This is a genomic window from Luteimicrobium album, assembly GCF_030161555.1.
GTDB lineage: Bacteria > Actinomycetota > Actinomycetes > Actinomycetales > Cellulomonadaceae > Luteimicrobium > Luteimicrobium album.
This window is the reverse complement of the sequence record NZ_BSUK01000001.1, coordinates 1,208,125-1,222,445: the sequence shown is the minus strand read 5'-3', so window position 1 is coordinate 1,222,445 and position 14,321 is coordinate 1,208,125. Positions and strand designations below refer to the sequence as shown.

The 14,321-nt window shown below is 72.4% G+C and carries 9 protein-coding genes; 1 reads left to right on the top strand and 8 read right to left on the bottom strand.

All coding sequences use genetic code 11. The annotated features are described in order from the left end of the window. Positions 1-9: 9 nt before the first annotated feature. On the bottom strand, positions 10-3,846 hold the full coding sequence (locus tag QQK45_RS06225; protein WP_284292514.1) for a discoidin domain-containing protein: 3,837 nt from the start codon (positions 3,844-3,846) through the stop codon (positions 10-12). Between the two features lie 329 nt (positions 3,847-4,175). Between QQK45_RS06225 and QQK45_RS06220 the strand changes: the two genes are divergently transcribed. Next, entirely contained in the window at positions 4,176-4,781 is a 606-nt protein-coding gene (locus tag QQK45_RS06220; protein ID WP_284292513.1) for a DinB family protein, read from the top strand. Positions 4,782-4,814: 33 nt separating this feature from the next. Here the strand turns inward: QQK45_RS06220 and QQK45_RS06215 are convergent, their stop codons facing one another. The 7 genes from QQK45_RS06215 to QQK45_RS06185 form a co-directional block, all read right to left on the bottom strand. After that, positions 4,815-7,457: a glycoside hydrolase family 3 protein gene (locus QQK45_RS06215; RefSeq protein WP_284292512.1), complete on the bottom strand. Its 2,643-nt coding sequence runs from the start codon at positions 7,455-7,457 to the stop codon at positions 4,815-4,817. Then, on the bottom strand, positions 7,412-9,706 hold the full coding sequence (locus QQK45_RS06210) for a carbohydrate binding domain-containing protein (RefSeq protein WP_284292511.1): 2,295 nt from the start codon (positions 9,704-9,706) through the stop codon (positions 7,412-7,414). Before QQK45_RS06210 ends, QQK45_RS06215 begins: the two co-directional genes overlap by 46 nt. Before the next feature lie 203 nt (positions 9,707-9,909). Continuing rightward, positions 9,910-10,449, bottom strand: a complete 540-nt coding sequence (locus QQK45_RS06205; protein ID WP_284292510.1) for a hypothetical protein — start codon at positions 10,447-10,449, stop codon at positions 9,910-9,912. Then, the gene (locus QQK45_RS06200) at positions 10,446-11,363 is read right to left on the bottom strand and encodes a BadF/BadG/BcrA/BcrD ATPase family protein (RefSeq protein WP_284292509.1); all 918 of its coding nucleotides are present in this window, start codon (positions 11,361-11,363) and stop codon (positions 10,446-10,448) included. The genes QQK45_RS06205 and QQK45_RS06200 overlap by 4 nt, the downstream gene beginning before the upstream one ends. After that, positions 11,360-12,385, bottom strand: a complete 1,026-nt coding sequence (locus QQK45_RS06195; RefSeq protein WP_284292508.1) for an SIS domain-containing protein — start codon at positions 12,383-12,385, stop codon at positions 11,360-11,362. Before QQK45_RS06195 ends, QQK45_RS06200 begins: the two co-directional genes overlap by 4 nt. Then, on the bottom strand, positions 12,382-13,557 hold the full coding sequence (locus QQK45_RS06190) for a Gfo/Idh/MocA family protein (protein WP_284294960.1): 1,176 nt from the start codon (positions 13,555-13,557) through the stop codon (positions 12,382-12,384). Before QQK45_RS06190 ends, QQK45_RS06195 begins: the two co-directional genes overlap by 4 nt. Then, the gene (locus QQK45_RS06185; RefSeq protein ID WP_284292507.1) at positions 13,554-14,318 is read right to left on the bottom strand and encodes a sugar phosphate isomerase/epimerase family protein; all 765 of its coding nucleotides are present in this window, start codon (positions 14,316-14,318) and stop codon (positions 13,554-13,556) included. The genes QQK45_RS06190 and QQK45_RS06185 overlap by 4 nt, the downstream gene beginning before the upstream one ends. Positions 14,319-14,321: the final 3 nt, after the last annotated feature.

The following is a 14,321-nucleotide window of genomic DNA, read 5'->3' as shown; positions in this document are numbered from 1 at the left end:
CGTCGGCAGTCAGTTGCGGACGATCGTGAACGTGCTGGTCGTGTTCTTGATGTCCTGGGCGTTGTTCGCGAGCGTCAGCCCGTTGAACGTCGCCGAGCCGACGGCGGGACCCTGGCCGGCCTCGGGCTGCTCGTTGACCCAGATGCCGAACCCGGACTTTGCGTCGAAGGCGTCACCGCTCTTCTTGGCACCGGTGATGGACACGCTGGTGAAGACGGTGTCCTCGATCGGGTTCTGCGGGCTCGAGCCGACGTAGTTCGTCTGGAACATGATCCCGGAGTACGTCGGGTCGATGATGTCGACGTCGTTCAGCCGGATCGCCGTGAACTTCTGCGACGCGGAGAACAGCCAGATCGCGGGGAACGTCTGCGAGCCCCAGAAGTGGCCGCCGTCGCGTTCGAGCGTGATCCCGTCGAAGACGGTCTGCTTGGGCCCGAAGTCCTCCATCGAGTACCCGAAGTTCAGCGACGAGATCGTGATGCCCGCGTAGACCAGGGTGTCCGCGACGTAGACGTTGCGGACCGTGTTGTCCTGGCCGCCGTAGATCGCGATGCCCGCGGCGCGCCACGTGAGCTTGGCGGTGAGGTTCTCGAGCACGTTGCCCTGCTCCCCGGTGCCGCCGTTGTCCTTGGCGGCGAACAGCGCGAAGCTGTCGTCGCCCGTGGAACGCGCCTCGTCGTTCGCCACACGGTTGCCGCTCGACCCGTTGGTGAGGTTGATGCCGTCCGCGAAGGTGTCGCGGATCCGCATGTTCGTGAACGTCGAGGAGTCGACGTTCGTGCCCCACACGGCGCAGACCTGGTGCTCGACCCAGATGTCGTCGATCGTCAGGTTCGAGACGCCGGTCAGGTCGAAGACCTTGCCCGGGCCGTCGATGCGCTGGGTGTAGTTGCCGAACCACGCGAAGTCACGGAACTTCGAGCCCTGCGCGGTGGTGTCGACGCGGAAGCCCGTGTCGGTGTTGGACTGCGACGGGTCGGAGTGGAACCGGGTGTACCAGACGCCCGCGCCGACGACGTCGAGCGCCTTGCCGTAGACCTGGAACTTGTTCGAGACCGTGTAGTCGCCGGCGGGGAGGTAGACGCCCTTGATCTTGCCCGTGGTGTCCTGGCGGGCCTTGTCGAGCGCATTCTGCACGTCCTGCTGGGTGAAGCCGGTCGGCTCGACGTACGCGGAAGCGTCGGGGTTGGCCTGCTGCGCGGCCTGCTCGAGGTCGACGAAGTCGATCGCGATGTTGCCCGAGTTGGCCGCGTCCTTCTGCAGCCGGATGGTCGAGCCCGCCTTCACCGTCGTGCCGAGCAGGATGTTCGCCTCGTCGTACACGTGGCGCGGCGCCCCCGATCCGGGCGTGTTCTGCGGGTTCGTCTCGTCGCCGTACAGCCAGGCGTACGCGGACGTCAGCGGCAGGGCCTTGAGGAAGGTGCCGTCGACGTAGACGTTCACCGACGACGTCGTCCCGTCGGGGATGGAGAACCGCGCGACCAGGGTGTTGGTCGACGCCTTGGTGGTCCACTCGACGTACGAGCCGGTCTGGTTCAGCGCCACGGCCTTGCGGCCCGACGCCTCGCCGGCGAGGTCGCCCACGGTCCGGTTCGGGCCGAGCACGACGGCGCCGCCGCCCGTCCGGCCGTCCTCGGCCTCGTAGGTGTCGTACGGCATGTTGGCGCCGCGCCCCACGAAGAACGACTGCGACTGCGTGTTGTTGGCCTTCTTCGCGGCGATCTCGTTGGCGTCGTCGGCGACGGTCACGGTGACCGTGTACTTGCCGTCCGCCGCCGTCCACGAGCCGAGACCCGTCTGGGCGTTGCCGTTCGCCGGGATCGCGCCGCTCACGGAGCCGGTGAGCGTCTTGACCGTCGTGCCGTTCGCGTCCTTGACCGTCGCGGTCACCGCGTGCGACCCGGAGGCCGCGGCCACGTTGCCCTGGTTCGCGACCACGGCCGTGAACTGCACGGTGTCGCCCGCGGCCGGCGTCGACGGCGACCACGAGACCGTGGGCACGAGGTCGGAGCTCGGGACCGCGCTGACCACGAGGGCCGTCGGCGAGGTGTAGGCGTTGTCGGTCTCGTCCTGCTCGACGACGACGCCCGCGGAGTCCGCGGTCGCGCCGATCCGGTAGGAGTCGGCGTTGAGCGGGCCCACGTTCGCGGTGACCGTCGCCTGGCCGCCCGCCGCGATCGCCCCGACGGGCTTCGTGGCGACGGTCGTGCCGTTCAGCTGGAACGAGACGCTGCTCGCAGCAGCGTCACGGTTGCCCGTGTTCTTCACGACGGCGCTCAGCGTGACCGCGTCCGTCTCGACCGGGTTCGCGGGCGACGACGTGACGCTCGTGACCTGGAGGTTCGGGTTGGGCGCCGGGGTGCCGTAGACCTCGAGCTCGGCGACCTGGCCGTTGCTCGAGCCGCTGTTCGCGGTGAACGTCAGCCGGACGTCTGACGCGGTGCCTGTGACAGGGACCGTGACGGTGTTCCCGCTGGACGGGTTGAACGAGTACGTCGCGGACGACTTGAGCGTGGTCCACGTCGACGAGCCCGCCGCACGACCCTCGATGCTCAGGGTCTGGGTGCGCGCACCCCACGCGGAGTCCGGGTTGAGCCTGAGGACCACGTCCGAGAGGGTCGTGTCCGAACCGAGGCTCACCGCGAGGGTGCTCGGGTACGCGCCCGCCGCGCCCTCCCAGTAGGTGGCGACGTCGCCGTCGTTCGCGTTGGTCGCCGCGTACGTCCAGTTCACGGACGAGGCGGTGATGGTCTTGCCGAGCGCGACGTTGCTGCCGGTCGGCGTGCCGGGGTCGGTCGTGCCCGGGTCCGTGGGCTCCGTGGTGCCGGGGTCCGTCGGCTGTCCGTCGCCCGCGCCGTCGCCGAAGACCTGCAGCTCCGAGAGCTGCGCCGCGCTCCAGCCGCTGTTGGCGCTCACGGTCACGCGCACGTAGCGCGCCGCCTGGTCGGGCAGGTCGAGGTTCACGGTGTTGCCCGACGCCGGGTCGAACGTGTAGGTCGCGGCGGCCTTCGCCGTCGTGAACGACGACCCGTCGGTGCTCGTCGACACCGCGAGGTTCTCGGTGCGCGACCCCCAGCCGTCGGGGAGCTGGAGCGCGACCCGCTGGACTGTCCGGCTCTGGCCGAGGTCCACCTGCGCCCACTGCGGGAACTGGCCGTTCGTCCCCTCCCAGTAGGAGGACTTGCTGCCGTCGGTCAGGTTCGATGCCACGTAGGGCGCGTTGCTCGAGCTGGTCGTCGCGGTCTTGCCCTGCGAGAGCAGCGTGCCTTCGGTACCGCCGTCGCCCGTGCCGGTCGGGCCGCCGGTGCTGCCGCCGTCGCCGCTGCCCGACGACGAGCCGTGCACCACGAGCCCCGAGAGCTGGCCCGCGGGCCAGCCCGTGTTCGCGCTGAAGACGAGGCGGACGTAGCGTGCGTCGGCGTCGGGCGTGTCGACGGCCACCGAGTTCCCGGACGCCGGGTCGAACGTGTAGCCCGTCGCGCCGACGAGCGAGGAGAAGCTCGAGCCGTTCGAGCTCGTCTGGATCTGGATGGTCTCCGTGCGCGTCGCCCAGGACGCGCTGTTCGGGAGCTGGAGCACCAGGTCGGTCACGTGCTGCGTGCTGCCGAGGTCGACCTGCACCCACTGGGGCAGGGCGTTGTTGCTCGACTCCCAGTAGGTGCTCTGGCTGCCGTCCGTGATGTTGTTCGCCTGGTACGTCTGCGACACGCTCGAGGCGCTCGCGGTCTTGCCCTGGGCGAGGTCGCTGCCCGCGGCGCTCGCGCTGCCGCCGAGCACGAGGCCCGCCGACAGGAGCAGCGCCGCGCCCGCGGTCGCCGCGAGGGTCTTGCTGACTGTTCGTCTCATGATCGTCGTCGATCTCCTTGTGGTCCCTGGTCGGACGGACCGAGCGCGCGAGGCGCCCCGATGGTGGTGGGGCTCGCGCGGCGCCGTCGTCGTCGACGAGTCGCGCGTCATGCCGCTCCGCTTGCCTGCGCTCGGGTACTGCAAGCTGCTTGCGCCAATCGGTACGTCGGTGTGCGAGACGCAAACGGCTTCTTTCGTTCCCCTGGGGTGACCTTACGAACGGGAGCCAGTGACGGCAAGAGGAAGCGGAGAAATAGGGCGATGGGTGCGCTCCCACACCCCTGTGTCACGCGGGGGCGGGCGTCTGAGGGCCGTGCGAGGGTGGCGGCATGGCAGAGACACCCGCCCCGTTCCCCGCACCCGAGGTCGACTGGACGCTCTTCGAGGTCCCGAGGGCGCTCGCGATGGTCCGCGGGCAGCTCGCGTTCTCGTGGACCGTGCTCGCGCAGCGGCTCGCGACCCTCAGCCAGGACGACCTCGACTGGGAGCCCGGCCCGGACGCCCTGCGAGTGGTGCGACGGGGCGAGCAGCGGGCGCCGCGCGTCGTCGGCGCGGGGGAATGGGTCTCGGAGTGGCCCGCAGGCGAGGAATCAGCCCAGCCCCGGACGATCGGCTGGCTCGTCGCCCACCTCACCGAGGCGTTCTTCGAGCGGTGGGAGTGGACGTTCGGGGAGCACCGCCGGCGCCGCGACGACGTCGAGCTGTCGGGCGAGGTCGGGCCAGCGGTCGCGGCGCTCGTCGACCAGGTCACGCGGTGGCGCGCGGCCGTGGACGCGCTCGACGACGACGCCGCGTTCGTCGTCGGGCTCGGCCAGGCCACGGAGATCGACCAGGCGGCGCCCTTCGGGCACCTCGTGCTCCACATGAACCGCGAGCTCATCCACCACGGCGCCGAGATCACGATGCTGCAGGACCTGCGCCGCGCCCGCGGCTGAGCGGGTCGTTCCGCTCAGCCGCGGGCGGGGCGGTCAGCGGCCCAGCTTGATCACCTTCGCCGTCGACGGCGAGGTCGCCGTCCCGTCGTGGTAGCCGGCCTTGCTCGCGGTCACCGTGACGGAGAGCCGCTTGCCGACGTCGCCCGCGACGGGCGTGTAGACGGCCTTCGTGGCGCCCTTGATCGGGGTGCCGTCGGTGTTCCACTGGTAGGTGATCTTCACCCCGGCGACCGACCACAGGCCGGGCGTCGCGACGTACGGCAGCCCGACGACCGGCAGCCCCACCGCGAGCGGCGGGAGCAGCGCCTTCGGGGCGGCCTTGAGCGGAGGCGTCGTCACGTCGACGCCCGCTACCTTCGCGAGCGTGACCACCGCGTCGTACGCGTCCCCGGCCTCCTGCAGGTGCTCGGCGTCGGCGGTCGCGGTGACGTCCGCCTTCGCGGGCGAGCTGCCCTGCCCGACGACGGCGTCCTGCGCGAGGTCCCGCGCGAGCGACACGACGGTGTCGGCCTGGGCCAGCACGGTCGCGTCGATCGGGTGCTGCTGTGCCTCGTCGATGCCGTACGCGTCGACCTGCGCCTTCGTGGCCTGCGTGAGGGTCTTCGCGGCGGCCGCGACGAGCCGCAGCCCGGCGTCGGTGTCGCTCAGGGTCCCGTCCGCCTTCCAGACCTTCGCGTCGAGGAGCGCCTGGACTGCCTTCTTCGGCTCTCCCGTGAGCGTGCCGACGAGAGCGGTGAGGCGGTCGCGCGGGGCGTCCGTCCGCAGACCCCAGCCGTACGCCCAGGCCGGGTCGTACGACGTGTCCCCGACGTTGATCGGGAGCTGGTCCACGGACTTCGACCAGGTCAGCGGCAGCCGTCCGGTGAACGGCGTGTCGCCGAGCAGGACGCTCGCGACGCCCTCGCCCTCGGTGCCGGGCAGGAAGCCGGCGACGATCGCGTCGGCCTCGTCCTGCACGTCGCCCAGCATCATCGGGCGGCCCGAGACCACGAGCACGACGCACGTCGGGATCGCCGCGCACACCGTGTCCACCGCCTTCTTGTCCGCCGCGGTGAGGTTCAGGGTGTGCCCGTTGTTGCCGACGTCGCCCTGTCCCTCCGCGTAGGGCGTCTCGCCGACGACGACGAGGCCCGCGTCGTACCCGGTCGGGTCGGCCGAGGCGGTCTTCGAGTAGGTCACGGACAGGCCCGGCGCGGCGGCCTCGATCCCGTCGAGGATCGTGGTGCCCGTCGTGTGGGTGCCCGACTGGCCCTGCCAGGTGATCGTCCAGCCACCGGTCTGGTTGCCCAGGTCGTCGGCGTTGGAGCCCGCGACGTAGAGCTTCCCGGTCTTCCTCAGGGGCAGCGCGCCGCCCGTGTTCTTCAGGAGGACCTGCGACTCGGCGGCGGCCTGCGCGGCGGTGGCCCGGTGGGCTGCGCCGCCGAACTGGTCGCGCTGGCTGTCGTCCGTGAACGGGTGCTCGAAGAGCCCGAGCTCGAACTTCTGGGTGAGGATCCGGCGGACGGCGTCGTCGACGCGCGCCTGCGGGACCTGCCCGGCGTTCACGCCGTCGACGATCGCGGTGATGAAGTCGCCGAAGTTGTACGGCGCCATCGCCATGTCGATGCTGCCTGTGGTGACAGCCCGCACGGCCTTCTGCGCGTACGTCCCGCCGGGCAGCTTGTCGATCGCCTGGTAGTCGCTGATGAGGAAGCCGTCGAAGCCCATCCGGTCCTTGAGCAGCGACTGGTTGAGCGGCTCCTCGGTCATGCGGACCGGCGTCGAGCCGTCGACCGACAGCGCCGAGTATGACGGCATGATCGACCCGACGCCCGCCTGGATCGCCGGCACGTACGGGGTCGCGTAGAGCTTCTCGAAGACGTCCTGCGACGGGACGTTCGTGATGCCCTGGTCGATCGGGTAGCCGCCCGTCCCGGCGACGGACTGGTCGTAGGTCGTGCCGCCGTCGCCGGCCCAGTGCTTCGCGGACGCGAGCACCTCGTCGGCGCCGGACTTGTCCGCCGGGTCGGAGCCCTGGAGGCCCTCGATCGACGCCTTCGAGAACGACGACACGAGCGCCGGGTCCTCGCCGAACGACTCGTACGTCCGGCCCCACCGCTCGTCGCGCGCGACGCAGAGGCAGGGAGCGAACGCCCAGTTGACGCCCGTCGTCCGGGTCTCGGACGCCGTCTCCTCGCCGACCTTCTCGACCAGCGCGGGGTTGCGCGTCGCACCGAGGCCGATGTTGTGCGGGTAGATCGTCGCGTCCTTGACGTTCGAGTGCCCGTGCACCGCGTCCGCGCCGTACAGGAGCGGCACCTGCAGCGGCGTGGCGAGGGCCTCGCGCTGGTAGCCGTCGATCATGTCGGCCCAGGCCTGCGGGGTGTTCGCCGCGGGAGTCGATCCGCCTCCGGAGAGCACCGAGCCGAGACCCAGGTCGGTGATCTGCTGCGGCGTGGACAGGCCCAGCCGCTCGGCCTGCGCCATCTGTCCGACCTTCTCCTGCAGGGTCATCCGGCCCAGCAGGTCGTCGACACGCTGCGCCGTCGACAGGGAGGAGTCGAGGTACGGCAGCCCGTGCGCGTTGACGACCACGCGCGGCGCCTCGGCCGGCCCGGTCGCCCCCGCGGACTTCAGCGTGACCGGGATGGTCAGCGCCTCGCTCGCGGGCGTGCCCGCGGTCGTGGCGACGTCCACGGTCTGCGTCGTGCCGGACTCGGTGCCCTCGTCGAACGTGAGCGTGCCCGAAGCCGCGGTGAAGTCCGTGCCGTCCTTCGCCGTGCCGCCACCGGTCGACCAGTCGACGGTGGCCGCCTTGGCGAGGGCTTGCCGTCGGCCGTCGTCAGGCCGACCTTGACGTGCGCGGTGCCGCCCGCGTCGACGAGGTAGGCGTCCTGATCGGTCGTGATCGTCGTCGCTGCCGCGACGGCCGGGGTGCCGTACAGCTCGACGTCGTCGATCGAGTAGGGCGTGGCGCTCGCGGTCCCGGCCGGGAACGTGAACGAGTACCCCCACGACGACGTCAGGTCGAGCGTGCCGTTCCTCGTCTCGTCGCTGCCGGGCTGGTTCGCCCCGAGCTGGAACGCGGAGAAAGGCAGCGAGACGAGCTTCCAGCGCGAGCCGTCGGCGCTCCAGTTGTCCTTGAACGTCGCGACCCAGCTCTCGGCGTGCTCGCCGTCGGGACCGCCGTCCTTGAGCTCGACCTGGATGCTCGCGCCCGCCGTCGGCGACGCCGGGTTGTTGGCCTGCGAGGCGTACCACCAGAAGCGGATGCCCCGGAAGGACGACCAGTCCTGCGCGGCGGCGAGGTTGTCGGAGAAGCCGCCGTAGCCGCCGTCGGGCACGAGGTACTGGCCGCCGAGGACGTGGTTGTCGGCGACGTCGCCGCGGGCGAGGCCCGTGGCCGCGAGCGTGACCTGCGCGTTCGCCGAGCCCCACGCGAAGTAGCCGGTCGCGGCGGTTGCGTCGCCGCTCACTCCGTGCTCGAAGTCGTCGAGCAGGACGGCGCGCTGGTCGAGCGAGAAGCCGTCGAACGTGAACGTGCCCGCGCCGAGGCCCGTCAGGGTGACGGCGAAGCCCGTCGAGGTGGCGGGCGCGAACGCCTTGGCGGTCACGCCGCTCTTCGGCTTGAGGTCCTTGAACAGGACGCTCACCTTGCGCCAGCCCGTCGAGTCGTCGGTGACGTCGGTCGCGAAGCCGAGCTCCTTGTCGCTCGCGTCCCGGTCGTGCAGCTCGAACGAGAACGTCTTGCCGGTGCCCTGGCCGAGGAACCAGAACGAGAAGCCGTCGTACGCCGACCAGTCGAACGTCTCGGAGGCGTTGTCGATCCGGTGCTCGTAGGTGAAGCCCCCGTACGTGCCCGCGGCCGCGACGGTCGCGGTGAGCGCGTGGTTCCCGTCCGCGGCACCCGGGACGGACCCGTCGGCGACCGTCGCGAGCGCCGGGGTGGCGCCGGCGTCCGAGCCCCACACCGCGTACGTCGACGGCACACCCTGCTCGAAGCCCTCGAGCAGCGTGGACGTGCCGGCGTCGGGCAGGGTGCCCGTCGGGGTGAGGGTCACGGTCGTGGACGCGGCATCGGCGAGCGCGAGCCCGTCCGACGGGTCCGACAGCGCGACGGTGAACGTCCGGTCACCGGCCAGCGCGCCCGCGCTCGTCGTGTGCACGACGACGGACTGCTGGGTCTCCCCGGCCATGAAGGTGAGGTCCTGGTCGACGGCCTCGTAGTCAGAGCCCGCCTTCGCGGTGCCGTCCTTCGTGGCGACGTGGACCTTCTGGTCGGTGCTCGCCGGGTTGCTGAGCGTCACGGGGACCGTGACGTCCTTACCGGCGCCGACGCTGAGGGTGCGGGCGCCGACGGCGACCTGCGGCGTGTCGAACGCGCCCGCAACGGAGAGCGTGTAGATCGAGTAGCCGTAGTAGTGGAGCTTGGGGGCCTCCCACGTGGACGCCGCTCGCTGCACCATGTCGATCCGCACGTACCGCGCGTGGGTCGGGGCGTCGAAGGTGATCGCGTCGGTGCCGCCGTCACCCGTCGTCGTGCTGTACGCGGTGCTCCACGAGTCCGGGTCGTCGGGGTTGCCGAGCGCGGTCTCGACGTCGTACGCCACCGCGTACGAGGCCTCCCACTTGAGCGTGATGCCGTTGACGGTCGCGGGGGCACCCAGGTCGGACGTGAGGGTCGCGGTGTACGTCGCGTCGGCGTCGTCAGGCCCGTTGCCGCTGGCCCAGCGGGTGGAGTCGTCGCCGTCGATCGCGTTCGACGCGGGGAACGTGCCGTCCCCGTCGTCCTGGAAGGCCGACGCCGTCACGGTGCCCAGCCGGGCGAGGTCGGTGGGGGCGTCGTCGGCGGCCGCGGCGAGGGGCGCGACGGCCCCCGTGGCGGCGACCGCGAGCCCCGCGACGAGCGCGAGACCGCGCGCCCGCCGGTGGTCGAGTCGTCTCAAGGTCACTCCTTCGTGAGCGGTCGGACGGCGTCGTCCGACCGTGCGTGACCGGTCGGGGCGTCGCTGCCGTCCGGCCGGGTGGAGCCGATTGCGTTCCATTGTGTTCAACCTGTGAACTCAATGTTCCAGCAGTCTGCCCACGTCAGACGCCCCGGTGCAACCGTCCGCGACGGTCGAGGTGGGCGCGCGCGACGCCGAGCCTTTCAGCGGGGCAGCATCAGGGCCATGCCGGACAGCGTGACGGCCAGACCTGCGGCGCGTTGCCATCGCCCGCCACCGGCGACGGCGCCGTCGGGAGCGGCGTCGTCTCGACCGCCCGACACCGCAGAGCCCGCCGTGCCGGCCGCCCGCAGCCGCATCGTGAGCAGCCGCGCGACGGCCCACACGGCGCACAGCACCCACGCGGCGATCGCGGCGTGCCCGGCGCTCATGCTCATCGCGCCGTGGGTTTCAGCGTGCCCGGCGGACGACATCGGCCCGTGCGGGGACGGCTCCCCGCCGTCACCGGGTAGGTCCCCGATCACCGGGACGAGCAGGAGCGCCGCCATCGCGGCGCAGTCGAGGAGGTGGTCGCCGCGGCCCGGATGCTCCCGCAGCACGACCGCCAGGCCCGGCAGTGCGAGCAGCAGAACCAGGCCCGAGCCGACCGCCCAGACCGGCGACGTCGCGTGCGCCATCGCCGTGGCCATCGCACCGACCATGGCACCGTGCGCGGCGAGCCCGCGAGGCGGTCGAACCGTCACGGGCGCGGGGTGAGCACGAGCCGACGGGCGAGCTCGACGGCGCCGGCGACGGGCTCGTCGTCGAGGACGACGAGCGTCCGCGGCTCGTCGAGGGCGGCCAGACGGGTCGCGAGCGCGGTGGCGAGCCGGGGCTGGCCTCGCACCACGCTCCCTCCGGCGACGACCGCCGAGCCGACGCAGCCGCGCGCAGCGAGCGACGCCACGAGGCCCACGAGATGGTCGGCCGCGTGGTCGACCACGCCCACCGCCAGCATCGACCCCGCGTCGGCGGCGGCGAACACGGCGCGCGCGTGGGGCGCCCAGCGTTCGACGCGAGGGTCGTCGTTCACGGCGCGCGCGAGGTGTTCGGCGTCGTCGACCGCGAACGCCGCCAGCAGGGCGCGGCCGAGCGGGTCCAGCGGAAGGCCGGCGTCGGCTGCGGCGAGGACCGTGCGCGTCGCCTCCCGGACGAGGCCCGTCGCGCCCGCGTCGTCGCCGAGGACCCAGCCCCACCCGCCCGCGCTGCACGGGTCCCCGTGGCTCGTCGTGCCGACGGCGATCGCGCCGGTGCCCGCGACGACCCCGAAGCCGGTCTCGAGGCCGGCGGCCGGCACCAGCAGGGCCGCGTCGTTGACGACGCGCGCACGCAAGCCCCGCTGAGCGAGCGCCCGCTCGACCGACCCGCCGATGGCGCGCGTGTTGCATCCCTGGGCGCCCACGCCGACGGCGTCGCACCGCAGCGCGGCCGGCAGGACCCGAGCCAGCCGGTCCGCGAGCCAGCCGGCCGCGTGCTCGGCGGGCTCGGCCTCCCAGCCGTCGGCGGGCAGGCGCTCGTCGAGGACGCGCGTCCCCGAGACGGTCTCGACGCGCACCGCGACCTTCGTCCCGCCGACGTCGAGGCCCGCCACGAGCGAGTCGGGACCGGGGCGCCTCACTCTCCCTCCGCGGGCGTCGCCGTGACCTTCGTGTCGTCGTTGTGGAAGACGAACTCCTCGACGTCGACCCCGCGCGCCTCCGCGGCCCGAGCCGCCAGGAGCTGGAGGACGAGCGCCTCGAGCAGGGCGCGTTGCGCCGCGGGGCGGCGCTCCATCCGCAGGGGATGGAGTCGCGCGGTCGGTGCGACGTCCGCGGCCGTCACCAGGAGCACGTCGTGGCCCGCGTCGGCGAGCGTCTGAGCGAGTGCGACCTCTCGCTCGTCGCCGAACAGCACGTGCAGGCCCTCGTTCGCGGACTCCATCGAGCCGTGGAGGTACTGCCGTGTGCTCATCGCGGTCGACGGGATCCTCGCGACCTCCCGCAGGAGCAGGGCACCGGCCTCGGCGGACCCGACGGCTGGGCCGGTCCCCACGAAGTCGGCGTAGCCGACCCGCTCGAGCACGGGAGTCAGGTCGGCGAGCCGGTCCGCCAGCCTCGCCTCCGTCAGCGTCGCGGCGTCAGGCACCCCGTCCCACCCCGGGTCGATCGTGCCCCCGTCCCAGGCGTCCGCGAGCATGCCGAGCGCACCGACGGTGGCCGTGTACCCGATCGTCGACGCGTAGCTGTCGCGAAGGTTGCCGAGCGAGATCACGACGGACGCGAGCTCGGAGAGCGGGGACGGCGTCGTGTTCACGACGGCGAGGCGACGGTCGTCCGGGACGGCCGCGAGCACCGCGAGGGTCTCCGCGCTTCTCCCGCTCTGCGAGATCCCGACCACGGCGTGTCGCGTCGTCGGGTACGGGATCGGCTGGTCGCCGGCTCCCGCGCGCCACGAGTCGATGCCGCGCGATCGCAGCGCCCAGACCGGCGCTGCCGCAGCCGCGAGGCTCGCGCCGATGCCGACGAACAACGGGGCCGAGTCGGTGAGGAGGCCGGAGGCGGTGAGCACCCTGATCTGCTCGGCGACCGTCGGGAGCGTGCGACCGAGCTCGGCGGCCTGCGTCGCGCGCGCCGCCTCGAAGGTGATGTAGCCGGGGATCATCGATCGGCCTCTCGTTCGGGGGTCTGCGAAGGTTCCGGCGTGACGGTCGCGTGCCGGGGATCCCACTCGGGTGGCACCGGCCTGGGGCGGCCGGCGGTCGACGTGACGGCGACCGGGGTTCCGCCCGCGCTCGCCGACTCCTCGATCGAGACGAGGACGTCCAGGACGTGGTACGCGAGCTCGCCGCCGCACCGGACCGGGTCGCCCGTGCGGATCGCACGGGCCAGGTCGACGACGCCGGCACCGCGCGACCGCGGCCTGCCCCGTGCGGGCTCGGTCGTCCAGGAGTGCGTGCGGTCCTCGCCGTCGAGCAGCTCGGTCGGGCCGTCGAAGCCGCTGACGGGGACACGCAGGGCGCCGGAGTCTCCGGTCAGCTCGAACAGCTGCCGTCGCTGCGGCGAGTCGAAGCTGTAGATCGAGGTGCCGACGACGCCGCTCGCGAACGTGGTGAGGACGGAGAGGTGCGTGTCGACCCGGACCGGGAACGTCGTCCCGGCGTCGGGGCCGGACCCGATCACGCGCTCGTCGCGTGCCCGGTGCCCCAGCGCCTGCACCGAGACGACGGGTCCCAGGAGCTGGACCATGGTCGTGACGTAGTAGGGGCCGATGTCGAAGAGGGGGCCGGCCCCCGGCTCGAAGAGGAACTGGGGGCGCGGGTGCCAGCCGTCCGGACCGGGACCCTGCATGAGGGTGAGCAGGGTCTGCGGGGCACCGATCCGTCCTGCGTCGAGCAGCGCCTGCGACGTCTGGATGCCCTCGCCCAGAACGGTGTCCGGTGCGTTCCCCACGAGCAGGGACCGGTCGCGTGCGGCCTCGAGCACCCGGCGGGCGGCGGCACGGTCGAGCGCGAGCGGCTTCTCCGTCCAGACGTGCTTGCCGGCGCCGAGCGCCTGGAGGCTGACCTCGGCATGCACCGCCGGGATCGTCAGGTTGACGACGAGCTCGATGTCGGCTCTGCTCAGCAGCTCGGTGACGCCGCCCGAGAACGGCACACCGTGGCGCTCCGCCTGCGCGGCCGCACGCCCGGTGTCGAGGTCCGCGATCCCGAGCACACGGACGTCGAGAGCCGCACGCAGGCCGGTCAGGTACTCGTCCGAGATGTTGCCCGCGCCGATCAGCCCGACCCCGACGGGTCCCTGGACGGCGGACCCGGCGCCGGACCGGGCCGTCACCGTGCGTCCTCGGTCGCGAGCGCCTGCCGGAAGAAGCGCGCGTTCCGTTCGAGCGCGGGCCACAGCTGGGCGTCGTCGACGACGATCTCGACGACGGGCAGCTCGAGCCCGGTGACGGTCCGCGCGAGCGCGAGGACCTCCTGGGACCGACCGGTGAGGTCGACGCGTGCCGGGGTCTCCCCGGGCCGCAACGGCTCGTCCTTCACGTGGAGCAGCCGGATCCGCTCGCCGTGGCGGCGCAGCAGGTCGAAGACGTCGGCTCCGCCGACGCTGGCCCAGTAGGTGTCGAGCTCGAGCACGACGCGTTCGTCGAGGTTCTCGACGAGCAGCTCGTAGGCGGGCCGGCCGTCGACGGACGCGGCGAGCTCGAAGTCGTGGTTGTGGTAGCCGAGTCGGATGCCGCGCTGCGCGGCGGGGTCCACCTCGGAGTTGATCCGTTCGGCGAGGCGCAGGACGCGGTCGCGCTCGTCGAACGTGGCCCGGTCGACGAAGGGGACCACGACCGTCGTCACGCCGAGCAGCTCGGCGGCGGGGAGCACGGCGTCCCGGCCGAGCTCGGTGATCTTCGCGTGCGCGGTGGTGGCGCGCAGGCCGGCGGCGTCGAGCGCGGACCGCAGCGCCACCGGGTCGCTGACGATGTCGTAGGGCTCGGCATGGGTGTAGCCGAGGCGGGCGAGCCGCTCGAGCGTGCGGCCGAGCTCGGGTCCGAGGTGGTCGCGCACGCTGTAGAGCTGGACGCCGAGCTGTGGTGGGTGGTTCACGGG

Bases quoted from the DNA above. Each gene is read 5' to 3' on its own strand.
- QQK45_RS06220 (WP_284292513.1), top strand. From the start codon at position 4,176: ATGGCAGAGACACCCGCCCCGTTCCCCGCACCCGAGGTCGACTGGACG.
- QQK45_RS06195 (WP_284292508.1), bottom strand. From the start codon at position 12,385: ATGATCCCCGGCTACATCACCTTCGAGGCGGCGCGCGCGACGCAGGCC.
- QQK45_RS06225 (WP_284292514.1), bottom strand. From the start codon at position 3,846: ATGAGACGAACAGTCAGCAAGACCCTCGCGGCGACCGCGGGCGCGGCG.